The following is a 25,425-nucleotide window of genomic DNA, read 5'->3' as shown; positions in this document are numbered from 1 at the left end:
ATGGCCGACAAGATCCAACCGGTTCTATCCATCGAAAACCTGACGACCTCGTTCAAGACTGCCGAAGGCTGGCGCGCGGTTATCCGCAACATCAATCTGCAAGTCAGCGCCGGAGAAACGGTCGCCATCGTCGGCGAATCGGGATCGGGCAAGAGCGTCACGGCGCTGTCGACCATGCGCCTGTTACCTCCCGGGAAAGCGCGATGCGAAGGCAAGATCTACCTCGCGGGCAAGGATCTTCTCGCTGTTTCGGAAGCGGAGATGCGCTCGGTTCGCGGCGGCTCCATCGGCATGATCTTCCAGGAGCCGATGACGTCGCTCAACCCGGTTTTCACCATAGGTAACCAGATCGCCGAGGCGCTGGTGCTGCACCAGAACCTCTCGTGGAAGGCGGCCGAAGCCGAAGCCTTGCGGTTGATGGAGCGCGTGCGCATTCCGGCGGCAAAGACACGGCTCCACGAATATCCGCACAAATTCTCAGGCGGCATGCGCCAGCGCGTGATGATCGCCATGGCGCTCGCCTGCCGCCCCAAGCTGCTGATTGCCGACGAGCCGACGACGGCGCTCGACGTCACCATCCAGGCCGAAATCCTTCACCTCATCCGCGAATTGCAGCGCGAGGAGAATATGGCTGTCCTCTTCATCACGCACGACATGGGCGTGGTGGCCGAGGTCGCCGACCGCACGGTCGTCATGTTCCGCGGCGACATGATCGAGACCGGCGTCACCCAGGACATTTTCGCGGCCCCCAAGGAAATCTATACGAAGTCGCTGCTGGCCTCGATCCCGCGCCTCGGCGCGATGGGCGAGGCCGAGGCACCCAGGCGCTTTCCGGAAGTCGACGCAAAGACCGGCGAAGCCTCGGAAGGCCGCGAGATGAAGCCGGTGGCGCAGAGCGTTGCGCCGATCCTCAAGGTCGACAATCTCGCCGTGCGCTTCGACCTTCCGAACGGCCGCATCCACGCCGTCGAAGACGTTTCGTTTGATCTTCGTCCGGGCGAGACGCTCTCGCTCGTCGGCGAATCCGGCTGCGGCAAGTCCACGACCGGGCGCACGATCATGCGCCTCATCGAAGCGACGGCCGGTTCTGTCGCCATCGACGGCAAGGACGTGACCAAGGCTGGAACGAAAGAGCTACGGGCCATGCGCCGCATGGCGCAGATCATCTTCCAGGATCCTTTCGCCTCGCTCAACCCGCGCATGACGGTCGGCGCGGCTATCATAGAGCCCATGCTGTCGCACAGGCTGATGGGCAGGCGGGATGCGAAGGAGCGCGTGGCCGAACTGCTCGATCAGGTCGGTCTGGCGGCTGAAATGGCCAACCGATATCCGCACGAATTCTCGGGCGGTCAGCGGCAGCGCATCTCCATCGCCAGGGCTCTGGCCCTCGACCCTAAATTCATCATTGCCGACGAGGCGGTGTCGGCACTCGACGTTTCCGTCAAGGCCCAGGTCTCCAACCTGCTGCTCGATCTACAGGAGAAGCACGGCCTTGCCTATCTGTTCATCTCGCACGACATGGCCGTCGTCGAACGGATGAGCCATCGTGTCGCCGTGATGTATCTCGGCGAAATCGTCGAGATCGGGCCGCGCGGCGCTATTTTCGACAATCCGCAGCATCCTTATACCCGCCGCCTGATTTCGGCCGTGCCGATCCCTGACCCCACGCGGCGCGGCTTGCAGCCACCGTTGCAGCGCGAGGAGATCAGGAGCGCGATCCGGCCTCACGACTATGTGCCGCCGCAGCGGACCTACGAGGAGATATCGCCCGGCCATTTCGTGCAGGATACCGCTGCCACTTGGACGGAGTGAGATCCGCAGCCGGCTAATGTCATATCCGCGGGATATTCACACGGAGTATTGACGTGACCGGCTCGACCATCGATGACAGCACAATGCCTCATGAACATCCGTGGCTTGGGCGCCCTGCTCAAAGGCCGCGCCCGCGTTATTTTGATCATTCACGCCATATCGCGCCCACATAGCGTCAAACTTTTGAGGGACTGGAAGTTCATGAGACATCTTCCATGTTTGCTGGCCATCCTGCTTGTCGTTTGCCTGTCCCCGTTTGCATCACCTGCGCGCGCGCAGGGATTTGTTCGTGCCGACCATCGGCAGATCGTGGACGCTCAGGGCAATCCGTTGATCTTGCGCGGCCTGAACCTCGGAGGCTGGATGGTCCAGGAAGGTTACATGATGGGGCTGCCCAATCTGAAGGCGCAGCATATCATCCGTGACCGCATTTCGCAGATCATCGGCAAGGGGAAGACCGAAACATTCTATCAGTCCTGGCGCGACAACGCCGTGACGAGAGCCGATATCGACGCGATGGCCAAGTGGGGCTTCAACAGCGTGCGTCTGCCGATGCATTGGAATCTATTTATCAAAGATACGCCCGGCAAGACTGCAAAGGGCCGGATCGTCTGGAACGAAGAAGGCTTTCGGCGCGTCGATGCTCTGATCGCCTGGCTGAAGGCCAACGGCATGGTGTTGATCCTCGATCTGCATGCGGCGCCCGGCGGGCAGGGCCATGACATCGCGATTTCCGATCGCGATCCGCACAAGCCCTCTCTCTGGGACAGTCCCGAGAACCAGAGGAAAATGATCGCGCTCTGGAGTGAGATCGCCCGGCGCTACAAGGATGAGCCGACCATTGCGGGCTACGACCTGCTCAACGAGCCAAATTGGGGATTTCAGGACAAGAACGATAAAAACGGCTGCCGCGAAACCGGCAACGAGCCGCTGCGCGATCTCTACGAACGCACCATCCATGCGATCCGCGCGATCGATACCAATCATATGCTGATCATCGAAGGCAATTGCTGGGGCAACAATTACGCCGGCCTATTACCTATTGCCGATCGCAACACGACGCTGAGCTTTCACAAATACTGGACCCCCACGACGCAAGAGTCGATCGAACCTTTCCTGAGACTGCGCGAACAATACGATATGCCGTTATGGAACGGCGAATCCGGCGAGAATAACAACGACTGGTATGCGCGTGCCGTCGCGCTGCAGGAAAAGAACGGCATCGGCTGGGCCTGGTGGCCCTTGAAAAAGATAGGAGCGGGCAACCCGCTCGAAATCAAGGCTGGGGCGGATTACCGCCGCTTGTCAGCCTATCTTCGTGGGGAAGGCGAGAAGCCTCCGGCCAAGGTGGCTTTTGCCGCTCTTATGCAACTGGCAGCCGACAGCCGTTTCGACAGAAATGTGTATCATCAGGACGTGGTCGACGCTCTGATGGGAACCTCGCATCGCGATAAGACGATGCCGCTGCGGGCGCAATGATAGGAATACGTCTCTGTGAAGATGCGGCAGCACTTTGCAGACCGTTCTTATGGTAGCAATCAGATCGCGCTGCGCACCCGCTCCCAGGCATTGGCGAGATGACGGCCGAGAACCTCGGAAAGCCGCGCCTCATCGCGTGCTTCCAACGCGGCTATCATCTCCTCGTGCTCGGCGACGGCGGCCGCCCACTTTTCCGGACCTTCATGCCCGATGAAGCGGATGCGCTTCAGGCGCGTTTGCAGCATTTGCTGCATCTCGGCCAGGGATGCATTCTTGCTCAGCTTGGCGATCGCCGTGTGAATGGCTTGGTTGAGCTTGTAATATTGCAAGCGGTCACCCGCCTGATAGCAGCGGATCATCTCGTCGTGCAGGGCACGAACCTGTGCGATCTCTGCATCGCTGCCGAGCTGACAGGCGAGCTTGCCGGCCAGTTCCTCCAGCGTGCGCAGCACGATCAACATGTCCTGGACATCCTTGCCACTGAAACGCTTGACGATCGCACCTCGGCTGGGAACGAGCTCGACAAGGCCCTCGCTTGCCAGAAATTTGATGGCTTCGCGCAGCGGCGTACGCGAAACGCCAAGCTGCTCGCCCAGCTGACCTTCATGCAGGCGCATGCCGGGCTCGAGAATGCCCTCGATGATCATGTCGCGCAGGTGGCTGACAATCGTGTCGTGCAGCACGGTGCGCTGGATGGGGCCGGGACCGCCTTCGACTTTCCGATCTAAGCTGCTGACGTCATCCATTCTCGGTTCCCACTTCCGTCGCCCGTCGCCGATCGATGTGAGTCGGCACCGGGCTGCGATGGTTTGAGCATGGCAACACGGTATGACCGCGTCAATGTAAAATGCTGCATACAGAATATAAAAGACTTGATACAGAATTTTGGACATCCTATGAGAAACAACATCAGGCATGACGAGGAGGACGATCATCATGACAATCAAAGGCGCAGCCGAAACGCGCCCGGTTATCGCACTCGCCATGGGCGATCCCGCCGGCATCAGCCCCGAGCTGACAGCGCGCATCCTTGCGCTCGATGACGTGCGAGATGCAGCCCACATCATCGCCATCGGTGATCGCCGCATTCTCGACGAGGGTGCGAAGACGGCGGGCCTTGCCCTTGAGCTGCAGAATGCCTCGCTCGACGATATCGGCGATGCAGGCGTGGACCGTCATGTCTTCGTCGACCTGAAGAACCTCGATCCGGCGGAGGTGACGCGCGGCGAAGCGACCCTTGCAGGCGGCAGGTTTGCGACGCAGAACTTCCGCGAGGCACTGATGCTTGCCCATTCGGGGCGCGCGCAGGCGGTTTGCTTCACGCCCTTCAACAAGAAGGCCATGCGCTTCGCCTATTCCGGCTATGACGACGAGATCCGCTTCGTCTCCGACGTGCTGGGCTTCACCGGCAAGGTGCGGGAGTTCAACGTTCTGGAAAAGGTCTGGAACGCCCGCGTCACATCGCATATTCCGCTGTCGCAGGTGGCATCATCGCTGTCGATAGCCGGCATTCTTGACGAACTGGACCTCGCACACGCCTGCCTGAAGAGCGCCGGTTACGACAATCCGAAGATCGCGGTCGCGGGCATCAACCCGCATGCGGGCGACGGCGGCAGCTTCGGCATGGAAGAGATAGACATCATCGAACCGGCCGTCGCTGCGGCCAAAGCCCGGGGCTATAACGTCGAGGGGCCCTTCCCGGCCGATACCGTGTTCCTGCGGGCGCTCAAAGAGGGCTTCCAAGCTGTGCTTACCATGTATCACGACCAGGGCCAGATCGCCATGAAGCTGATGGGCTTCGACAAGGGCGTGACGATGATGGGCGGCCTGCCCTTTCCGCTCTGCACGCCGGCGCATGGCACGGCCTATGACATCGCCGGTAAAGGCATTGCCGATGTCGGCGCAAGCCGCGAAGCAATCCTGCTGGCAGCACGCATGGCCAGACGTGCATCGGCCCTGTCGGCCGTCGCCTGACGGGCCACCAAGACCGATCGGAGTTCAAAACGGCCGGCGAATTCATCGCCAAGGCAAACGAGACCCTTGACATGAGGATGGGCGGCAGCCAATCGAAGGGTCTCGACCAGATCCTGACTTCGGTGATCAACGACGGCACGGGCGCCAAGCCCCGGGACATTGCCTTCAAGAGCGGTGGCTAAGAGCTATGTAAGAATTTTTTCGTTGCCTCGCGCTACCATCCACTTCGACATCGAGGTGAAATAATGGTCGTTCTGGACAACGGATTTTTCTCAAGCTTTGACTGCGGCCAACGGATGGGCACCCAGATTAAACATCAGCTTTGACCACGACCCAACATGGCTGAGCAAACGGCCTCTCAAAGAGACCTATCTGATAGCCACGCAAGCCGGCAAACCAAGACCGATCTATATCCATCTCGCAGGACGCCCCGTTTCAGCCGAATTGAGCGAATTGGCACCGAAGGCAATGGCCGATTACTTCCGCTATCGAGCAAGCCTCGGCTTTCGATAGGCCCGGTAGCCGCCCGCCGTACGGTAGCGCTAAATGTTCTTCTCCATAAAGCCTTTTCTGCGGCTTGCGAGCATCGATAGCCCCAAGTGGCCTGCCGGATTCAGCTGGTCTTATTTGCGCCTTTTTGGGCAACGAATTGTGGCACGGAAATGCACGGAGCAGATTTGATGACGGGCCTGTGATGACCGCTGATATCTTCGATTCTTGTTAGGTCTCTCTTCAACAAAGCGATGCACAATTATGAATGCTGAATCTTAAGTCATAGCAGCCAGATTGGCGGGACAGCAGCTCGCGATGGCGCCCTGTATTCTGCAAGATGGCTGTAATGGTTCGATCGTCGCTGCTGCCTTTGGCCGGTGGCGAGGCAAGCAAGTTCAAAAGGTTTTAACATGGGATCTGATCCAGTGCGGTTGAGAACTGCCCTTCGAAGCGTTGCCAAGTCACTCGGCTTCTGCTTGCTCGCCTTCTCGGCATCAACGCCATCAATCGCAGCGCAGCGACAGTCGGACATTCCGGCATGGTTGAGCGCCTATATGGGCGAAGGTGACGGTCAAATCGCGCAACCGATCCTGCAAAGGGCGCGCGCGCTTTACATGCGAAAGGTGAGCGAAGGCAAAGTCAGGAATCCCTGTTACTTTGCCATGGATGCCACGCGCCCGAACGATCCCGGCGATGGCAAATCGGGAGGCCGTTTCTACATCGTCTGTGAAGCCACCCAGACGTTCCGTGTGGTTTCGTCCGGACACGGCAGCGGCCGTGATTTGAAGGGCGTCGTGGATTTCGGCAACGGGCGGATGTGCGCCAGGAACTTCGGCAATGCGATGGATTCGAACCTGACTGCCGGCGGCTCCTATATGACGGAAGAGACGAAAACGACCTTCAAGGGCTACTATCCAATCTCCCAGACGAAGGATGCCGCATATCTTCGCACCTTCCTCCAGTTCGATGGCGAGGGCGAGACCGCAAATGCGCGGCAACGCGCGATCGGCGGACATGCAGCCGCAAAGGTCGCCGGCATATGCATGAAGAAGGATCCGCAAAGCCCCTACGCCAACCGTGACGGATACGTCCCCCTTGGAAAGCTGGTCGAGTATGCAGGTGGGCGCAGCGATGGTTGCACGAGCTGGGCAGCGTCGGACGCGAGCCAGATCATCTCCATGGTGAAGGACAATCCGACGACGCTCTACATCTATCCCGAGTCAGCCGATATAAATGCCGTTGCCAAGGCCGTGGCTGCCGGTCGTTCGCCATCGAAGGCCGGATTATACTGGAACGATTCCTGTCTGAAGGCAATCGGCGCTCCGAAGTTTTGGCCAAAGGAAACCCTGGAGCCGATCATCGTTCAGTACAAACAGGATCATCCGGCACCGCCGTCGCGGCCAATACCGATCTGCCAGTAGTTCTGATGTTCGTCCCGTGGCGAGGCTGTCAATCGGATGCCCTGCATCGATACGCAAGGCGACGTCGTTCTCCTGTTCGTGAACTGCCCGAAACCGACCGTGCGGTTCTCGAGGCATGGATTTTTTCTGTATCTTGACATCTGGCTGGGCTTCGGGCGCGGATCAGAGCTGACAATGGGCTCGCAGTTGAAATGTGTGGACATTTGCCGGCAAAAACGGCATAAAAGTGCAGGATTTGGTCGGTGCATGTAGCCTTTCTTACCTATAATTGGTCTCTGCTACTGTATTTGGCCCACTTGGTAGCCAATTGATTTTATTGGTACAAACCCTCCAAGTAGAAGCTATAACATCCTTTCTTACCGCCACGTCTGCATAGTCCATACAGGGTCGGCTGCCGAGCTGACCGACTTTGTGGATCGGATAGGCATTTCAGGTGTCCTCTCAACCAGACAGTCCGGGCTTTTTTTGTGCGAAAACGGATCCTCAGATCCGCCGTCGGCGAGACTTGCGGTGTTGAAGACGGGGCATGACTAAGCCACCTTCTGTGTGGCTGAAGCTGCATTTGCGCGTAGAAGGCTCATTAACATAGGACCGATCGCAAATTCTCCCTTTTGCGTTCGCCGCGTCAGATCACGTAGGTAGGCACCAGCCGATTTTATGTGGGAAGCACGTTGGAGGATGCAGGCGATCACGGTGGCGGTGTTTTCCAGCCCCATGACGGCACATGCCTCCTGATAGGCGGTGGGGCTGATATCAAGCATCGATTTCACGATCACAGAAGCGGCCAGTAAATCGCGCCAGCCGTTGATCTGGCCGGCTGGACTGTAGGCGGCAATTTCGGGGCAGGCTCGTAGAACGAGGTCCAGCGGAAATGATTTCAGCTCCGTGCAAGCTACACCTACGCTTTCCGAACCATGGCGTGCTGGCATCTGAGGCCTTGCTTGGCGTACGGCTATGGGGGCGTCAGCGCTGGTTGAGGTCGGTTGCGGCTGCGTATCAGGTTCGTTCAGGCGTGCGGCTTGTGTTGCTTCAGATTCAGTTGAAGATTCGGAGTCTGAATTCTGTATGTGGCGCTCATTTTGATAGGGATTGCCGCTTAGTTTTATTGCTTTTACGTGTCTTTCCAATCGGTTGACGATTTCACCGTGCAGAAGGCCAAGCTTTTGGAGCAGAGTTTCCAATTCTGCTGCGCTGGGCGAGCGTGGAAGGCCCTCGATAAGGTCGCGAAAGCCGGAATGGGCGGCTTCCCAGTCGCCGTCGACCTGCTCGATGATCGCCGTCTGGATCAGCTTTGTGATGTCGCGTCTGTAAAGGCTGATGCGTTCGCGTAGACCCTGAGTGTGCAGCCGCTCGGCGACGACTGCGGCAGCGAGGTGCTCGATCTCCTCGGCGCGATGGAGAAGAGGCGCCAGTGAGAAGCCGTAGGCCTCGTTGACGTCCCCTGCCCTGCTTCTGCGAGCATAGCGCTTGCCGTTGGGGCTGTCCTTGCGCACGAGGAGGCCGGCATCGATGAGCGCAGCGAGGTGACGTCTGATCGTTTGCTCGGCCATGCCATGGGCGCGCAGAGACAATTGTGCGTTCGAAGGAAACACGACCAGACCGGCCTCATCCGAAAGCTCATTCTTCGGGTAGAAGCTCAAAAGCGCATTGAGGACGGCGAGCGCTCTATCCGTTATGCCGAGCAGAGGCTTGGCTTCGCAGAGCGCGCGATAGATTTTCCATTTGTCGACGGACTTGGTGGGCTCGACATTGCAAGCTCTTTTCTGAGCTAACAACATGCCAAGCGTCATCGACCGCCGCCCGAAAGGCGTCGTCACGTATTCAGCTTCCATTTTTCCTTCACCTACGTTGAGGCAAAAGAAATCCGCTCATCAAAACGATGCCAAAGACTCTTGACTGTGATTCGGGGAAATGCGATTCTTGATTTGCTTAAGATCAGAGAAGGGCTTCCACGACGGCGTCGTTTGGGGGCCTTTTTCTTTTGCGGTTACGTTTCCTTTCCTTGCTGAAACTCATTGAAGAGAGCCTGTAGCCTCTCCTGTACGAATTGATCGAAACCGGGTGCTGCCTTGCTGTCGAAGACGAAGGTTGCCCGCGCCGGTGTTCTCTTAAGCGTGACAGGCACGCCGGTTATCTCTGATGGCGCCGCAGGTGGCTTCGCAGACACAGGCTTGCTGGTCGCCAGCGCCATTGCCTGCTGGAAGCGTTCATCGCTCGACAGCTTTCGGCAGTTGTCCGCGGACAACTCGGCGACGATCGGTTCAGATGCAATGCTTTCGAGACGCTCTCCGAGCTCCAGCCACCGTCGGCGACCAATCTCGGGAGCTGGTCCGATCACGCTGATAAGGGCCAGAGGCACCTGCCTGGTAACGATCAGCATTTTGGAGAGCGCAGCCTTGTCCACGCCCAGCGCGGCCATGATGATATCCCTGCCAAAACCGCGTTGCTCGAGCCGCAGCGCAAACAAAGCCCGCTCGACATAGGACAGGTTCGTGCGCGCACTGTTTTCCTGGCCCTGGCTCACGACAAGCTGGTCGTCGGTGAGCTGCCGCACAACGGCGCGCACCTTGATGCCGAGCTCCTTTGTTGCGGCCAGTCGACGATGCCCGTATGCGACCTGATAACGTCCCTTGGCTTCCGGATGCGGGCGCACGAGGATGGGAACTTGCTGGCCGTGTTCGCGGATCTGCTCCACGAGTTGGCCAAGTTCAACGGGATCTATCTCAAGGCGATCGGTGACGAATGATCCGTCGATAAGGTCAGGATCGATATCGACGATCGTTTGGCCCTCGGCTAGCTGCCGTTCGAGATCGCTGGCGCGCTCCATCTTTTCCGTGATGTTTCCGAGCGTCCTGGTGATGCCACCCACCGGACCGCCGCTTCTCTGCTGCGGCAGGAAGCCGGCGATAGGGCGATTGTCCTTCGCTGCAACGGCATCGGCGCGCCCCGTATTCGGAGCTGAAATCTCAATCAGGTTCTTGCGCGCCATCTATCTATTTCCTTCCCCATGTTGAACGGATGTGCGTCTCGATCTCGCCGTTCACGAGATTGAGGGAATCCAGAGCGCGGTCGTAGGTGCCCCTCGTGAACTGGGCTCGTTCGACCTCGTAAAGGGTTTGTTTCGTGACGCCAGCATCGGCGACAGCCGTCGATTTGACCATGGCGTTGTGGAGCATGCGATTGCCGAAGATCGCCTTCATAAAGCCGGTCATCTGGCTTTGCGGCCCGTCATTGGGCTCAAAGCGGGTGACGAGATAGCGCATCCAGTCGTAGCTGGTACGCCCGCCTGCCCTTTCGACGACGGTCATGAGTTCGCTTGTCATGGTCAGGAACTGCGACATGGACATCACATCGAGCATCTGCGGATGAACGGTAATCAATATCGACGTCGCTGCGCAGAGCGCCGACATCGTCAAAAAACCGAGCTGCGGCGGGCAATCAATGACCACGACATCGTAAAAGCTTTCGATTTCGGTTAGAGCCTCGCCGATGCGTGCAAAGAACATCGTCTCGGCTCTGCCTGCCGCCATCGCTCGCGGTGTTTCGTGCTCAAACTCCATGAGTTCGAGATTGCCGGGGATCAGGTGCAGGTTCGGCGTATAGGTCGACCGAACGATGTCGGCGATCGGGCGGGGCTCCTCATAGCGGATGGCGCCATAAAGCGTCTCGCCTTCGCCGACATCGAGCTCAGGCTGATGTCCGAACAACGCCGAGAGCGAAGCCTGCGGATCGAGATCGATGGCCAGCACCCGATAGCCTCTCAGCGCCAGATATTGCGCGAGATGGGCGGCTGTCGTTGTCTTGCCGGAACCGCCCTTGAAATTCATCACCGAGATGATCTGGAGTTTTTCGGCTCCCCGGCGCCAGGGCACATATTTCGGGGTGCCGTTCCGTTCATCGAGAACTTTGCGGATTCGATCCATATCGTCGGCGGTATAAAGCCGGCGTCCGTTTGCAAGCGGATCCGGTCCATGGCCCTCGGCAGCGATCTGGCGAAGATAACCTTCTCCAATGCCGATGAAGGCGGCAGCTTCAGCCGGCGAAAATGTCCGCATCGTCTTTTGCGATTGAGGCGGAAAGAGTTTTGCCTGGTGTTGCTGGAGCTGATAAGACAGCTCTTGCGCATCTGTTGCCAGAAGCGTCGGAAGATGCTCTTGGTCGTCTTGGAGTACGAGACTCGGCTGCATGGCGGTTTTCCCAATTAACTGCGCAATTGTTACAGAAAGCTGCTTAACTACGCAGTTACAATATGCCCCGATTCGTTGCAGTTTTACAATTGCTTAATCAAATAGCGACTTTTGGCCGTTTTTTTTACTCATCTGACATGTTCGGGCCTGTTCCTGGAGACGGATTCTGTGTCCGGCGGATCTGGTTTGGCTGGCGTTTCAAGCCGGGCCGGCTCTTCGGGCAGGGCGCAAATTGGCGGGGAGTAGTCCGCGGACTACTCCCGGACGTTGGACGCCTGGCAGCGCACGGAGGATGTGTCAGATCGGCGAGTGTTCAGACATTTTGAGCTGTGATGTCCTGGCCGCGCGCAGCCGGTTGTCCGCGGACTACCTGATCCGCATTTGGAAAGACGACCGCAGCGAAGAGATTTATTGGCCGAGCAATGCCTCGTTCTTTTGACTGATCCGAAGGTGCAAAAGAGGTCGATCGATCGGCAGGTGAATTAGATCTCAATCGCCAACACCTGCATGCCGGACACGTGCCGAACGTTCCCGCGGCTATCCACTGCGAGGTACGATCGAAGGAATTCAGGGTGGGATTGATGGTGTCAGCGCGGATGGTGATCCGCGCTAGCGTACCAAGCGATCGGAGCGCTTGCCACTGCGAAGAAGCGCGGCGCGGATCAGTTCCGATTTGCTCAACGCTGGCGGCGGCGGAGCGGGTTGCTCCTGAGGTTCCGCTGCTTTGACGGGCATCTGTTTCAACGCGGTGAGGCGCTGCCTCGCGGCAAGCCTGTCTTCCGGCGACAGTGGCTCGATCGGGTTGCCGTCGATATCGTGGCGCATCGAATCGGGTTGGGCGCTTGCAAAGTAATATTGCTTGGAGTGGAGAAATGCGCTCGTGGCGCGACGGAGCGCCATGACCGGCGTGTCCGGCTTCAGAAGAGGACGAATCTCGGTCCAGAGGCCAAGTGCAAAAGGACGAATGATCTCGCCGGGCTTGGACGGCAGGATATCGATCGGACGGACCAGGAGGGTGTTAATCGCATTTGCTTTTCTAACGTCGAGCTCCGTTGCAACAATCGGGTCTCGACTGATCGTCCAGGGTTCTTCCATGAAATCGCTCCTTTGTATCGAAATCCAATACGGATCGATTGTGAAGTGATTTTGACGGGGCGGCCAACAAGCTTGTTTTCGAACATGACCGCCATGCAAAGCCAATGACCATATATGGAAGCGCAGGGCGCGCTGCAAGCTTTTGCGTTAACAGGATTTTTATAGTTTGGCGGATAGCTTGCGCCCAGCCGCGAAGGGTATTGTGTACGCGGCGCGTCTTTCTTTCCAAAGTCGCGCGAGCTGCCGGAGTTTTGCCGCGGATCCCTCGCCCGCCGAGCACCCCACCATCTGCCGACGCCAAACATGTCGAGCGAGGTACTTTCGAACCCACCTTCCGAACTGACGGGCCTCGCCGACATTGACGGCGCGTCGAGCCATGATCCATCCGCGCTTCTCACGCTATAAATATCGGGCTCGGTTCATGTGTCGCGAGATGGAGAGCACACATTATCGCGCCGGGGGGCGGACCGATACGGCGATCTGGATGGGGATGGTTTCAACAGGGTATGTCCGGCGACGTGCTCTTCCGGTGTTACAGGCTTTCGCGACGATCCAGGCAGCGATAGCCGTATGATTGGCTTTATTGTCCTTGATCGAGCCCGTCTTGCCGCCGCCGAAGTTGATTCTCAAACGGGGAGCGGCGCGGGGGAGGTGCGATCCTGCAGCTTGTCCGGCGTGGGGTCTGCGTCGGTGAAATGCTCGACGCGCAAATTGACGAACTCCGTCGCCGCCGGCTTCTCGGCGAATGTTGGCCCAATCGCATGCTCGCGGATGTCGGTAAGCCGGTTTGCATCGCAAGTGACGGCAGGCTCCGTCGAAAAATGTGAAGACATCGGCCGTGGCTAGTTTGCCCTTGCAAGGCCCGCCTTGGCTCGTGGCTGCTGTTGCGATACAGAGGGCGGCACAACCCGCAAAGCCAAAGGCCGAATTGGCTTATCTATCTTCTGGAGAGAAGCATCTTGAATATGAAAGCGTTCTTGTCCCTGGGCGTCGCCTTCTCGCTCTCGCTCGGTTCGTCTGCCTTGGCGTTCGATAAGTCAGCCTTCTTTGATGCCGCGCTCTGCAAACCGCCGTACACGACAACTTCGGCAACGGAAATGTACAATGAGGCCGGAAAACTCGCCAAGGCCGATACATCACTCCTGACGGCGGCCGTTTACAAATTGTCCGCGGACTTCGGCAAACAGGGCTTCAAGACAAATGAACTCATTTTCGCCGGTTCGAGCATCGGCGTGCTGATCGAAGGCTTGCGGGCGGATGACCTCGCCAAGACCTATCATCTGAAATCGGATAATCTTGGCAGTCTTCTGGGGTCGGCTTCAAAGTCGTATGCGCGCATATTGGCGAAGGCTGATCAGCCCACCAGGGAAATGGGGGTCGTGTCGATCATAGCACGCGAGTCGGCGGCCTTTCCGGGCAAAACCCTGCTTGCGTGTGAATTCGCAACGCACGAAGATCTCGAAGCCATGAAGAAACTCCGGGCGAATTGACCCTGCTGTCGCGACGTGTTGGCTGCCTGCTGTGCCCCCTGCAGCGAAGCGGTCTGCAGCACGCGAACTCCAGGGGTCTCACGATCCATTCTGCTATCGGAGGGCCTGTTAGGGGCTAGGTGCCGACACTTGGTACCTATCGATAGTGATAGGCGCGTTTGAGAACTGTATGGATGACGGAAGCTAAAGGTGGTTTGATTTCAATTTCAGGAAACTCTGTGCTTAATTCATATGGTTGATACGGAGAGTATCTGGAAAACCCGATGTGGATTTTGGGTAAAGAGGTGTCGGATGTCGCTTTCACCTGCCGATTTCAATTGAAGCGCTCAGCTGGAAAGTGGAAGCGCTATTTTGACCCAGCGGCTCCAATCCGAGCCGGCGAGGAGCCTCCTCAAAGCCCGAATGCTTTGGTGAGGCCGATGCGCAGCGGATGCCTGGAATATCTTTCGGTACGCTCCGTCCCAATGAAATCGATCCACACCGCCACCGCCGGTCGGAAAAATGGCGCGGGTCGGCATCCTTGCGTGGCCGGTCACGCCGCCGAAGATAGGACTGTGCCAGAACCGATCTACCCGGTTGCCGGTAAGATCGATGCGGTATGAACGATAACAGCCAATGACGCGGCATCTTTGATGCCGTCGCCCGAGGCCTCGAACTCGGCAAGTTCTATTCCAGCAATCTACTTCTTCGGGATCGCTTCGAAGACGGTTCGCAATGTGTCCGGACAGAGACCGTCGGGGATCACATAGGCTGCCGGTGCGTAGTTGGCCTCAAGGGCATGGTCGCCTACGTCCGGTGCCTCGCGTCGGATGTCAATCGATGCTGCTATTTTCCGTATTGCTCTAATCAACCTATCCTAGAGCAATGACCATACTATGCACGCGCAAAAGGCGTTCTAGTCCTTTGAATCTATAGGATCCTGTTGATTCAATCTGAAAGCAGGATGCCCTCGTGCGAATGGATGAATTGAAATGCCGCTGCGTTAGGCCGCTCTATGTGTGTCAGGCGTGTGACGTAAGAGATCAATTTCTTTCGTCCGGCCCAAAAGACACAAGGGGGCGAGTTTCTAATCTTATGCGTCTTATACTCGTCAATGATGTTTCCACCGTTCGCGGTGGCGCGACCAAGGTGGCGTTGCAATGTCTTGAGGCAAGCAGGGATGCGGGTCTGACTTGCGCCATACTGGTCGGCGATGACGGCGAAGGCCTCAAGCCGCGGTTCGCCGGCATCCGGACAGTTGCGCTTGGCGAGCGTCCCCTTCGGGAAGGTCCGACTTTCACCGATGTCTTTGCGAAGAACTACAACTGGCGCGCCTACGAGGCGATGGAGGGGTTGCTTCAGGAATCGCAGGAGGAGACCGTCGTGCATGTACACGGCTGGTCGCAGATCCTGTCGCCGTCGATCTTCTATGCGCTTGCCAAGCACAAGGCCAAAGTCATCGTCACGGCGCATGATTTCTTCCTGAATTGTCCGAATGGAGGCCTCATCAATTTCCACAGCGGCGATGTCTGCCATATCAAGCCGCTGTCCGCCGCATGTCTGACGACCAATTGCGACAAGCGCAATTATTTCCACAAGCTCTGGCGCTTCCGCCGTGCCTTGACCCAGCGGGGTGTCGGCGAAGAATTCTGGGGTCGCATCGGCATCGTGCTGGCGCATGAAAACATGGAGGCGCATCTCCGCTCCGGTCCTTTGCGGCATTTCACGACGCTGCGCACGCCGACGGAGCCATTGACGCAAGGACCGGTAGAAGCGTGGCGCAACCACCGCACCGTTTTTCTCGGCCGCATGTGCTGGGAAAAGGGGGTACGGACGCTGGCGGATGCGCTCAACAAAACGGGAAGGACGGCGACGCTCATCGGGCGCGGACCGTTGCTTGAGGAGATGCAGCACGCGCTGCCGCATTGCTTCGTACCCGGCTGGCTGAGCGATGAAGAGGTAGCGAGGCTCGCGGGCGAAGCGCGCGTTTTCGTCATGCCGTCGCGCATGCCCGAGCCTTACGGTCTGGTCGCGGCCGAAGCATTGATGTCCGGCATCCCGGTCATTGTCAGCAGCAATGCACTGATTGCGACGGAAGTCGAGAGCAACGGCGCCGGTCTGGTCTTCGAGAGCGGCGATGCGGATTCGCTTGCCGAGAAATTGGCGGCGACTGATGACGACCAGCTGATGCGAAGGCTGAGCGAGGGTGCGTTTGCCCTTGGTCAACGCATCGCGCCGAGCAGAGCGGAATGGGGGCGCCGAATGGTGGACATCTATATGGGGCGCAGCGATTTTCTTGCGCATTAGTGGGGGGATGGACAATGGCACGTGCTTTGGTGACGGGCGGCTGCGGTTTCGTTGGCCGACATCTTATCCGGCGGCTTCTTGCAGAAGGGCTGGATGTCGTCTGCGTCGATCCGCTGGTCATGGGGACGGGCGCGCTTCATGCTGATCTGTGGCAGTGTTTTGCGCGCTCCCGCTTCACCTTTCTCCAGGAGGATTGTCGCACTTTCTTTGCCCGCCCGCCGGAGCATTTTGACTATGTCTTCCATCTAGCCGCACTGGTCGGTGGCCGCGTGACGCTGGAGACGCGGGCGCTCGATGTCGCCGAGGATCTGGCTGTCGATGCGAAGCTATGGCAGTGGGCGTCACGCGCCAAGCCGGGGTCGGTGGTATTCTTCAGCTCCAGCGCGGCCTATCCAGTGTCGCTGCAGACCGTCGAAAATCATCGGCTGCTGTCGGAGGACGTGATCAATTTCGACACCGCTGTCGGCATGCCCGACCTCAGCTATGGCTGGGCGAAACTGACCGGCGAATATTTGATGAAGCTCTATGTTGAGCGCTACGGCCAACGGGCCATAGCCTACAGACCGTTCAGCGGCTACGGCGAGGGTCAGGATCTCGCCTATCCTTTCCCGGCGATCTGTCGCCGGTTGCTTGCGGAAAAAGGTGCGGCAGAGGTTTTCGTTTGGGGCTCAGGCCGTCAATGCCGTGATTTCATCCATATTTCCGACTGCATCGAGTTCATCTGGCAGACGAAGGACTTGCTTCCAGATGGCGCCAGCCTCAATCTCTCGACCGGCATTGCTATGTCCTTCATCGAATTGGCCGAGGCCATCAGTCGGCAGATCGGCTGGCAGCCGGCCGTCACCGGCCGGTCGAACCATCCCGAAGGTGTTTTCTACCGCTGCGGTGATACGGCCCTGCAACGCTTCTACGGACTGACGCCGCTGGTCAGTCTGGAAGAGGGGATTTCGCGGACGCTGGAGAATCTGCGAGCAGAGCAGCCGCCATATGCGCTAGCCATCTGAACGGGGCCTCACGACAGTCTCCGTGGGTCCAGAAGGGTGATCGCGCTACCGATCCGCAGGCCGGCCGCGCCCCGCTTGCAACCGCAAGCGGCATGTTGTTGGCATCAACTTGATTGGGACTGGAAATTCATCGCGGAAACCAAGCTGCCGGAGAGCTTTTCGTTGAGCGGGAAAGCTGAGATAAAGGGCAAGCCGATGCTCTTCGATGTCCAACCCACGATTGAAAGTGCATTGGCTGCCGGTTCGTAAAGCTGCGCTAGTTGCCAAGATCGCGCATCGATTGACGCCACGTCCACCCGCCCCGACGCGACTGCCTGAACGGATGTCCGATGCGAGCCAGTTTTGATCAACGCATCGAAAACCGACATGCTTTCTCCGAGAGCTTCCAAATCCCTCTTCAGGGCCAGATATCCCGACATGGAGTCGGTGCTGTTAAAGCCGAAGCGCAGTCCACGGATCAGATATAGTTTGAGCGCGGACTCACGGCCCGCCGGAGCAACGACTTGAAGACCGCGCACGTCGTGCCGTCTCATCACTATTGCGCTCGAATAATACGCCCCGTCCCCGCCTTCCACGTTGGAAAAGTCTTGCTGTCCAATCACGCGGACCTGACGCTCCAATCCAAGCTTCATCGGCCCCCAACAGGTCTGTGCGAACAAGAGCTGGGGGTGTCTCCAAAGCCTCGAAAGATCAAAATCTCCCGGTTCATGTCGAGCGCCATTTTCCACGTCATGAAGCGCTGAGTTACTACGTGCCAGCGCGATTGGCGCGTCGATGCCGTTTTCCAGAAAGACCTTGCGAAGCCTTTTCCATTCCTGGTCGACTTCAGCTTGGCGTTCAGGCCAATCGTACATTGGCAAGGCCGCTATATAGGCCATCAATCGATCTTCCCAAACAGATCCAGCTCGTCCGAGGATGCGTCTGGAAATACAGATTTTGCATTCGGGATTCGCGTCTGCTGCGCGCCATCCCCTGCGTCTCGTCGAAGGACCGGATGGATCACCGGCTCTTTTGCCCTGAAGGCGAACTTCCTGAGAATGGCGGAATAGTTCCGAAAGACATAGTAGCCATTCATTTCGTGCCATTCGCCTCGCCGTTCCGAGTAGATGGCCGGTAGCCTGTACCACGGAACCGTGGGTAGCTTGTGGTGGACGAGATGAAGATTATTGTTCAGAAAAAGCAGGGAAAGAACCGTTCTCTCGATGATAATCGTACGTCCTTCCGGGGTCTCCGACCATTGATGCTCGCAATAGGACCGGATCTTTAGCACGGAAAGTCCGACGTAGGCCGAAATGCAATAGAGCCAGATCGGTATGCCGAAAAAATGCTGCACTGTCGCTACCACACCAGCTAGTCCGAGCATATGCAGTATCCAGGCGGTTCGGATTTTGTCGTCCGACCCCACCTTTTTGCTCTCCGAAATCGCGAAGCCAACGACCGACAACGCGGGACCGATCGTCAGTCGACCTATGAAGGTATTGTTCCATGCGAGCAAGATCTTCATGATTTCGGACAGCTGAGCCCAGGATCGGGCGGCGGTATAGTAGCTCTCCGGATCATCGTAGGGATCCGTCAGTCGTTCGTCGTCGTGGTGTTGCAGATGGCGGGCCTTGTAGCGCCGATAGGGGAAAAACAGTCCGAGAGGAAAGAAAACCAACATCTCGTTGACCAGTCGGCTCCGTGTCGGATGTCCATGGAGCACCTCGTGCTGGAGCGAAGAATGAAGAACGATCAGCACCGGAAATAAGCACATGACACAAATTGGCGCGAGCGGATAAAGCAGCAAGCCAAGAGCAAACCAGGCGACATAGCAGAAAATAAGCAACCCAAACGTGGGCCACTCGACTGCCCATTTGCGCCGTTTCGAACGAGAGTTGCTTCGGGTCAAAGAACCGTTCCTTGATCAATTTCTCCCGATATTTCGCATCTCCGCATCGGACGTTTCAACGCGACGATTGCGATAAATTGTTGATTTTGTGCACCAAATTTATACAATGGTGTATAAAGTAAACGACGGGTGGCCCGGTGGACAAACGAGAACTTGCGCACATCTTCCAAGAGCGATTGAAGATCCTTCTTGCACGTGTCGGCACAAGCCAGTCCGCATTTGCAGCTCTCGTTGGGATTGATCGATCAGCAATGTCTCAGTTGCTCGACGGTCAGTCGACCCGTCTTCCAAGGGTTGAGACATTGCTTAACATTGCCGAGCGATGTGCCGTTTCCCTCGACTGGCTGGTCGGCGTTAGTCACGACGAGGGAATTACGGGGGAGATGAAGCCGAGCTTCGAAGTTGAGGAGGGTGACGCCGAGGGGCGCGGGCTACTCTCGAAGTGGCATGCGGAGGCGTCCGGCAGCAAGATTCGATACGTTCCCCAGCGTCTACCGGATATCGTCCGAATTGAGCAGGTCATTGCTTACGAGACAGATTTCATACGCCACAACTACGAAATGAAGTTCAGCGGGACGACGTTTCCCCTGGATTTCAATCGTAAGCCGGGAACGGATATGGAAATCTGTATGCCAATCGAAACGCTTGAGGATTTTGCCCGCGGAAACGGGATCTGGAAAAGCCTGTCGAAAGACATAAGAACTGAACAATTGAACCAGATGGCAACGGTGCTCGACGAGTTATACCCTTCTCTTAGACTGTTTCTTTTTGACGGACGCCGAGGCTTCTCAATCCCATACACCGTGTTTGGCCAGCTTCGCGCGGCGATCTTCCTTGGAGAAATGTATCTGGTGCTCAACGCGCCAGACTCCGTTTTGTCGATGCAGCGGCACTTCGACCGCCTGGTGCGAATTGCGTCGATCAATCCCCACGAAGCCTCCCGTTTCGTATCTCAATTGAGCGTCGAATAGCCGTCTGCTTCAAGTGTCGATCAAACGTTCAACGGACATGACGGCTAACAAAGCGAGCGACATAATCGTCCGCGGGTGCCCCCAAGATTTCTGCGGGGGGTCCGACTTGGATGAGCTGCCCGTCTTTCAAGATCGCGATCTTCGATCCAATGCGGATAGCTTCATCCAGATCGTGGGTGATGAAGATGATCGTCTTTCCCAGGCCCTGCTGCAATTGTAGAAGTTGATCTTGCATATCGGCGCGAATGAGCGGGTCGAGTGCACTGAATGCCTCATCCATCAAAATGACGTCGGTATCGGCAGCAAGTGCTCTCGCCAAACCTACTCTTTGCTTCATCCCACCAGAAAGCTGTTGCGGATATTTGTTCTCGTAGCCCGACAATCCCACAGCCTCGATCCAGCGCATACCAATCGGTCGCGCCGCACTTTTTGAGATGCCCCTAACGCGTTGGCCATAGACGATGTTCTGAAGCACCGTCCTGTGCGGCATCAGGCCAAAACTCTGAAAAACCATACTTACGCGATGCATGCGGAACTGTCGAAGTGCCGGAGCGCCGAGCTCAAGAATATTCTCGTTGTCGAACAAAATCGCGCCGCTTGTCGGCTCAATCAGCCGATTTACGTGTCGGACGAGCGTGGACTTGCCGGATCCAGACAAACCCATGACTACAAATATTTTGCCAGCTTCTATATCGAGGCTGATATTGTTAAGACCCACCTGGCATTGCGTCTGTTCAAGAATTGCGGTTTTGTCGAACCCTTGCTGCAGCAAGGCCAAGGCCCGTTTGGTATTGCTGCCGAAGATCTTGGTGACGTTGCTGATCTTAATGTCACCCATGGTTCGTCTCGTCTGTTCGAAATTTGCCGAAGCCTTGAGTGATGCGATCCAGCACGATGGCTATGATCACGATGCCAATGCCACCCTCAAGACCCTTGCCAACATCCAGCGTTTGAATGCCATTCAACACCTGCTCGCCAAGCCCGCGTGCTCCGATCATCGAGGCGACAACCACCATGGAGAGGGCCATCATAATTGTTTGATTGAGCCCGGCCATGATCGTCGGCCCTGCCAGAGGCAACTGTACGCCCAGTAAAATCTGGGCTGGGCTCCCGCCGAAAGCCATCGCAGCCTCCACAACCTCCTTGTCGACCTGCCTAATTCCGAGATCAGTCAAGCGTATCAATGGGGGTACCGCATAGACGATCGTTGCGAGGATCGCCGGTACCTTTCCTAAGCCAAACAGCATCATCGCCGGAATGAGATATACGAAACTCGGCATTGTCTGCATGACGTCCAGGACGGGAAGGGTGACGCTGCGCACCAATCTGGACTTGGCAATCAAAATACCGATTGGAATACCGATAATCATCGATGCGATCGACGCAATCACCATGAGCGACAGCGTCTGCATCGTCAAATCCCAGAGGCCCAGCATCCCCACAACAAAAAGTAGAACGCCCACGACTATGCTGAAAGAAATTGTCCGGGAGCTGCGCCACGCTAATATCATGAATGCGGGAATGATGATCCACCACGGCAATCCTCGGAAAAGCCATTCAACGGCAAGGAGGGTCTGCAGGATGACACCGGAGATGCTCTTGAAAATGGAGCCGTAGTTCACCACCAGGTCTTGGATGGCGTCATTGATCGGCATACGAATTGAGAATCGAAGGGCTTCAGGAAACATTGCGTGCTGTCCATTTATGTAGACCGACACGCGCCTTTCAGCGAGTATCGGTCTACAATATTATAGATATGGGCAATCCTGGTCGGGGTCGCTGATCGACTGGCATCCCCTAGTTGAGGGTTGCGTCGATCTTTGCCTTGGCCTCGACTGTAACCCACGGACCCCAAATGGCAGATTTGGTCTTAAGGAACTCTGCGGCAGCCGCACTGGCGTCGACCTTCTTGTCTGCCATGAACGCAAGGCTGGCGTTCAAATCATCAAGCGGGAACGTCGCTTTTTCGAGGATGGAAATTACCTCAGGCGCTGCTTTCGCAAACTCCGAATTCACGCCGTAAGAAACATTCGCGCCGGGGAACGAGCAACCTTCGTCGCGTTTGCCGTTCGGATCAGCGATCTCTTTCCAGCAAGCCTGGTTGTAAGCTGGTTCCTCAAGCTGAACGAACTTGAATTTGCCCATGAGCGCAGTTGGAGACCAGTAGTAGAACAACAAAGGTTGCCCCTGCAGATAGGCAGAGCTGATCGCCGCGTCGAGCGCGGTACCTGTGCCAGGTCGGAAATTGACGTAGGAGGCGCCCAGTTTGTAAGCGTCAATCCTCGCAGTGTTCTTGCCTTCACAGCCCCAACCCGAGGGGCAGTTGAGGAATCGCCCCTTTCCGGGCTCTTCCGGGTCTGCAAAGAGTGCAACATATTTGGGGTCAGAGAGCTGCTGGATGCTTTTAAGATCGGGTGCCGTCGGCTTGATGCCGCGTGCGGGGTCTCCCTTGACGACGTATTCGGGAACGAACCAACCTTCGCTCGCGCCGACAAATGTCTTGCCCACCGCCATCACCGTGCCGGCTGCAGCAGCCTTGTCGAAGACCTGCGAACGCCCTACCCATTCCTCTGCGAATATCTGAACTTCATTATTGGCTGTAGCCTGCTCCAAGGTCGGACCATTTCCTGGGATGGAATCGACCTTACAGCCATAACCCTTCTCAAGAATTTGCTTCATGACCTCGGTGATGAAGGCGCCGCTTTCCCAATCGATGCCAGCAAAGGTAACTGTCTTTCCGCCGCCGCAATAAGTGGCTGCGTTTGCATGTCCGAAAGACATGCCCAACAGTACGCTCGCGACCGCTAGCGAGTATTTTATCGTTGTTTTCATTTTTTCCCCTTTCTTGCGCCGCCGGATCAAATGACGTTCGCGCCACATTGCTTCACAAAATCCTGCCGGTGAGCTCTTCACGGCTCTCGCCAAGGCGGTTCTTTTCGGGGAGATACCCCTAAAAACTTTGGACTTTCATTTGTGGTCGCATTCGAGGAAGCAGTGTTGCAACGCGATAATCTTTGTAAAATGATGATATCGCGCAGCAAGAACCAACATTGGTGTGAATAGTCACCATTGAGATGTTTACCCACATCGTATGGTGCCTATCGCTCTTGGATCCTGGGCCACAACTCGCAAACGGGTTTCGTGACCGAAGAGATGATGATTCATAGAGGCTTTGATTTGGAGGCCTTTTGCGACGTGTCGACGTTTCAATCCGACCGATGTCGAGCGGGCGATTCCAGCCTTTGTTGCGCGACCTGCTTCGGACAGGGCCTCAATGCGAGCTGGCGTTTGTCGATACGCATTGTCCCGAAAGCCTCATGTCGGGCCACGGTCCCGCGTCGCCGCAACCGGGATGAGATAAGCAGGGCAAAGGTCTTTCGGCAGAGGTGACAGGCGGCGCAGCATGCCCAGGTTGACCTCCAGAGAACGCGACAAATGCGTCGCCAGTATCGCTACCGCCAGCTCGACATCTTCCACACAGAGTGCTTCATAGATCTGAATATGCTCCGATATCATCAGCGCAACGTCCTGTGGGTTGCGATAGTCTGCGAACGTCGAGTGCGTCGCGATCAAGACGCGTTGGCTGCGGCGCAGCGCGTTCAACAGGATCGTGTTCGGGCAAAATTCCAGGGTCCGGATGTGGAGATCAGTCTCGAGTTCCTCCAGTTCGATAGGGCGAATTGCCCCTTTTGAGGCCGACCGGATCCGACCCAGCTTTCGACGCAGCTCCTGGCGCTCTAGGTATGGTGCCGCCTGCCGCAGGGCCTGCGGCTCCAGAAAAATGCGCATCTCGTAGTGATATTTGAATTCGGCTGCGGACAATGGCCCGGCATACCAGCGACTGTTGCTGTCCTGCTCCACGACTCCAGCCCGTTGCAGCTGGGTCAGCACTTCATGCGCAACGGTTCGGCTAACATTATAGTGCTGGGCAAGCGCCGTTTCATTCAGAAGAAAGCGGCCATAGGCGAGGCAGGTCGCCACGGCGTGTTCGACCTCGGGATAGATTTGCTCACGGCGGTTGATCGGGCGCACCGCCGCCTCCGCTGACAGGATGAGACCGCCCTCGGCCAGCTCGATGCGCAAAGGGTCGCCTCCGGGCACGATGAATCCCCTGCCTTCCAGCGGCTTGATCAGGCCTTCCCGAAGCAATCTCGTCAAAGCAACGCGCGCGGGCACGCGGCTGACGTTGAAGGCGCGCGCCACGCTGGCCTCTCCCAGAACCAGTCCGGCGCGGAGCACGTTACGTTGAATGTGGTCGCGAAGAACGGCATGGATCGCCAGATAGGCAGGTTCACCGCGGCCACCTGCGGACGAGGCGTCCTTTGCCGTCGGTCTGGTCACGCTCATCCTAGGTCCGCCAAATCTGGTTTACCCAGGCGCCGATGCGCGCAATCAGCCGGCGCGCTTCCGGGGTCGTTGCACCCATATTGAAGAAGCCGTGGGTCACGCCGCGCCATTCGACATAGCAGACGTCGTTCCCAGCCGCGATCAAACGCTGTGCATAGGCGCGACCCTCGTCGCGTAGCGGATCATGATCGGCGGTGACGAGCAGCGTTGGCGGCAGGCCGGACAGATCTTCTGTCAATAGGGGCGACACACCGGGATCGTCAGGCGTGGCGCCAGCCGACAGATAGTGCGCGATGTACCAGTCCATGGTTGTCCGGTCGAGGAAAAAGCCGCTGGCAAATTGATCGCGGCTGGCGGTGTCGCCGGTCAGATCAGTGGCAGGATAGACAAGAACTTGGCCATCGAGCGCAATATTCAACGGACGCGCGCGGATCGAAAGAACCGCCGAAATGGTGGCGCCGGCACTGTCGCCGGCAACGATGATCCTCTCAGCGCTCAATCCCTTCGATGGCCCGATCGCGCGAAGCCACTGCAATGCGCGTTCGGCATCTTGCAGAGCGGCCGGATAGGGGGCTTCCGGTGCCTTGCGATATTCGACCGACAGGATATTCGCTCTGGCCGATTTTACGAGCGAGCGTAAGGGCCCGTCATGCGTATCTAGGCTGCCAAGCACCCAACCGCCGCCATGGAAGAAAAGGACGGTGCCGGCATTGTCGTCTGATCGGTAGAGACGGGCTCGAAGATCGCCGGCCCGGTCGGTGATGACGAGATCCTCCACCGCATCGACGGCGTCCTTGTCGCCCCAAGCAGCAGTGAGCCACGCCTCGGCGGCAATACGTGCCTGGTCCGGTGACAGGCTTTCGGTTCGCGGATCGCCCGATGCGTCCTCCTTCTCCAGCATGCGGCGCAATTCGGCTCGCAGTCGCGACCGATCCGCTGGCCCGCCATACTCTGCCATAGGTTCCTCCCAATAGGCCCA

22 protein-coding genes are annotated in these 25,425 nt (G+C 57.5%); 9 read left to right on the top strand and 13 right to left on the bottom strand.

Features of this window, described 5'->3' with window-relative positions; all coding sequences use genetic code 11:
* On the top strand, window positions 1-1,812 hold the full coding sequence (locus tag JTP94_RS02465) for an ABC transporter ATP-binding protein (protein WP_204848965.1): 1,812 nt from the start codon (window positions 1-3) through the stop codon (window positions 1,810-1,812).
* Between the two features lie 201 nt (window positions 1,813-2,013).
* Window positions 2,014-3,291 carry a glycoside hydrolase family 5 protein gene (locus JTP94_RS02460; RefSeq protein ID WP_204848964.1) on the top strand — a complete coding sequence of 426 codons (1,278 nt, stop codon included), beginning with the start codon at window positions 2,014-2,016 and terminating at the stop codon, window positions 3,289-3,291.
* Window positions 3,292-3,350: 59 nt separating this feature from the next.
* Here the strand turns inward: JTP94_RS02460 and JTP94_RS02455 are convergent, their stop codons facing one another.
* Window positions 3,351-4,037 (bottom strand): GntR family transcriptional regulator, encoded by a 687-nt coding sequence (locus JTP94_RS02455; protein WP_204848963.1) that lies wholly within the window; start codon window positions 4,035-4,037, stop codon window positions 3,351-3,353.
* 190 nt (window positions 4,038-4,227) lie between these two features.
* Between JTP94_RS02455 and JTP94_RS02450 the strand changes: the two genes are divergently transcribed.
* Both JTP94_RS02450 and JTP94_RS02445 read left to right on the top strand, forming a co-directional pair.
* A complete protein-coding gene (locus tag JTP94_RS02450; protein WP_204848962.1) occupies window positions 4,228-5,265 on the top strand; it encodes a 4-hydroxythreonine-4-phosphate dehydrogenase PdxA in 1,038 nt (345 codons plus the stop codon).
* Between the two features lie 917 nt (window positions 5,266-6,182).
* A complete protein-coding gene (locus tag JTP94_RS02445) occupies window positions 6,183-7,178 on the top strand; it encodes a hypothetical protein (protein WP_034506039.1) in 996 nt (331 codons plus the stop codon).
* 530 nt (window positions 7,179-7,708) lie between these two features.
* Here JTP94_RS02445 and repC read toward each other — a convergent pair.
* From repC to JTP94_RS02420, 5 genes are all read right to left on the bottom strand, one after another.
* On the bottom strand, window positions 7,709-9,010 hold the full coding sequence (gene repC, locus JTP94_RS02440; protein ID WP_204848961.1) for a plasmid replication protein RepC: 1,302 nt from the start codon (window positions 9,008-9,010) through the stop codon (window positions 7,709-7,711).
* Window positions 9,011-9,165: 155 nt separating this feature from the next.
* The gene (gene repB, locus JTP94_RS02435) at window positions 9,166-10,167 is read right to left on the bottom strand and encodes a plasmid partitioning protein RepB (protein ID WP_204848960.1); all 1,002 of its coding nucleotides are present in this window, start codon (window positions 10,165-10,167) and stop codon (window positions 9,166-9,168) included.
* Window positions 10,168-10,171: 4 nt separating this feature from the next.
* Window positions 10,172-11,365, bottom strand: a complete 1,194-nt coding sequence (repA, locus tag JTP94_RS02430) for a plasmid partitioning protein RepA (protein ID WP_204848959.1) — start codon at window positions 11,363-11,365, stop codon at window positions 10,172-10,174.
* A 609-nt stretch (window positions 11,366-11,974) separates the two neighbouring features.
* Window positions 11,975-12,460: a ProQ/FINO family protein gene (locus tag JTP94_RS02425; protein ID WP_204849031.1), complete on the bottom strand. Its 486-nt coding sequence runs from the start codon at window positions 12,458-12,460 to the stop codon at window positions 11,975-11,977.
* A 626-nt stretch (window positions 12,461-13,086) separates the two neighbouring features.
* Entirely contained in the window at window positions 13,087-13,293 is a 207-nt protein-coding gene (locus JTP94_RS02420) for a hypothetical protein (RefSeq protein WP_204848958.1), read from the bottom strand.
* Window positions 13,294-13,425: 132 nt separating this feature from the next.
* Here JTP94_RS02420 and JTP94_RS02415 point away from each other — a divergent pair, with 132 nt between their 5' ends.
* The 4 genes from JTP94_RS02415 (at window position 13,426) to JTP94_RS02400 (ending at window position 17,240) form a co-directional block, all read left to right on the top strand.
* Window positions 13,426-13,950 carry a hypothetical protein gene (locus JTP94_RS02415; protein ID WP_409456580.1) on the top strand — a complete coding sequence of 175 codons (525 nt, stop codon included), beginning with the start codon at window positions 13,426-13,428 and terminating at the stop codon, window positions 13,948-13,950.
* A 263-nt stretch (window positions 13,951-14,213) separates the two neighbouring features.
* Window positions 14,214-14,552 carry a hypothetical protein gene (locus tag JTP94_RS02410; protein WP_204848956.1) on the top strand — a complete coding sequence of 113 codons (339 nt, stop codon included), beginning with the start codon at window positions 14,214-14,216 and terminating at the stop codon, window positions 14,550-14,552.
* A 472-nt stretch (window positions 14,553-15,024) separates the two neighbouring features.
* Entirely contained in the window at window positions 15,025-16,236 is a 1,212-nt protein-coding gene (locus JTP94_RS02405) for a glycosyltransferase family 4 protein (RefSeq protein ID WP_204848955.1), read from the top strand.
* A gap of 14 nt (window positions 16,237-16,250) precedes the next feature.
* Window positions 16,251-17,240, top strand: coding sequence for an NAD(P)-dependent oxidoreductase (locus JTP94_RS02400; RefSeq protein ID WP_204848954.1), 990 nt, complete (start codon window positions 16,251-16,253; stop codon window positions 17,238-17,240).
* A gap of 104 nt (window positions 17,241-17,344) precedes the next feature.
* On the opposite strand, the gene JTP94_RS02395 is transcribed toward JTP94_RS02400, so the two are convergent.
* On the bottom strand, window positions 17,345-18,118 hold the full coding sequence (locus JTP94_RS02395) for a phosphate/phosphite/phosphonate ABC transporter substrate-binding protein (RefSeq protein ID WP_204848953.1): 774 nt from the start codon (window positions 18,116-18,118) through the stop codon (window positions 17,345-17,347).
* Window positions 18,118-19,026, bottom strand: coding sequence for a fatty acid desaturase (locus JTP94_RS02390; RefSeq protein WP_281434776.1), 909 nt, complete (start codon window positions 19,024-19,026; stop codon window positions 18,118-18,120). The genes JTP94_RS02395 and JTP94_RS02390 overlap by 1 nt, the downstream gene beginning before the upstream one ends.
* Window positions 19,027-19,265: 239 nt before the next feature.
* Here JTP94_RS02390 and JTP94_RS02385 point away from each other — a divergent pair, with 239 nt between their 5' ends.
* On the top strand, window positions 19,266-20,099 hold the full coding sequence (locus JTP94_RS02385) for a helix-turn-helix domain-containing protein (RefSeq protein ID WP_204848951.1): 834 nt from the start codon (window positions 19,266-19,268) through the stop codon (window positions 20,097-20,099).
* A 28-nt stretch (window positions 20,100-20,127) separates the two neighbouring features.
* On the opposite strand, the gene JTP94_RS02380 is transcribed toward JTP94_RS02385, so the two are convergent.
* The 5 genes from JTP94_RS02380 to JTP94_RS02360 all read right to left on the bottom strand — a co-directional run bounded on the left by JTP94_RS02380 (window position 20,128) and on the right by JTP94_RS02360 (window position 25,404).
* A complete protein-coding gene (locus JTP94_RS02380; protein ID WP_204848950.1) occupies window positions 20,128-20,937 on the bottom strand; it encodes a betaine/proline/choline family ABC transporter ATP-binding protein in 810 nt (269 codons plus the stop codon).
* The gene (locus tag JTP94_RS02375; RefSeq protein ID WP_204848949.1) at window positions 20,930-21,787 is read right to left on the bottom strand and encodes a proline/glycine betaine ABC transporter permease; all 858 of its coding nucleotides are present in this window, start codon (window positions 21,785-21,787) and stop codon (window positions 20,930-20,932) included. Before JTP94_RS02375 ends, JTP94_RS02380 begins: the two co-directional genes overlap by 8 nt.
* 109 nt (window positions 21,788-21,896) lie before the next feature.
* Complete coding sequence (locus tag JTP94_RS02370) at window positions 21,897-22,931, bottom strand: ABC transporter substrate-binding protein (protein WP_204849030.1); 1,035 nt, start codon at window positions 22,929-22,931, stop codon at window positions 21,897-21,899.
* A 483-nt stretch (window positions 22,932-23,414) separates the two neighbouring features.
* Window positions 23,415-24,446 carry a GntR family transcriptional regulator gene (locus JTP94_RS02365; protein ID WP_204848948.1) on the bottom strand — a complete coding sequence of 344 codons (1,032 nt, stop codon included), beginning with the start codon at window positions 24,444-24,446 and terminating at the stop codon, window positions 23,415-23,417.
* A 1-nt stretch (window position 24,447) separates the two neighbouring features.
* Window positions 24,448-25,404: an alpha/beta hydrolase gene (locus JTP94_RS02360; RefSeq protein WP_204848947.1), complete on the bottom strand. Its 957-nt coding sequence runs from the start codon at window positions 25,402-25,404 to the stop codon at window positions 24,448-24,450.
* Window positions 25,405-25,425: the final 21 nt, after the last annotated feature.

The sequence above is a fragment of the Martinezella lusitana genome, from assembly GCF_016901135.1.
Lineage (GTDB): Bacteria > Pseudomonadota > Alphaproteobacteria > Rhizobiales > Rhizobiaceae > Rhizobium > Rhizobium lusitanum_D.
Note: the sequence above shows the minus strand (reverse complement) of the source record. Positions and strands in the feature narration are given on the sequence as shown.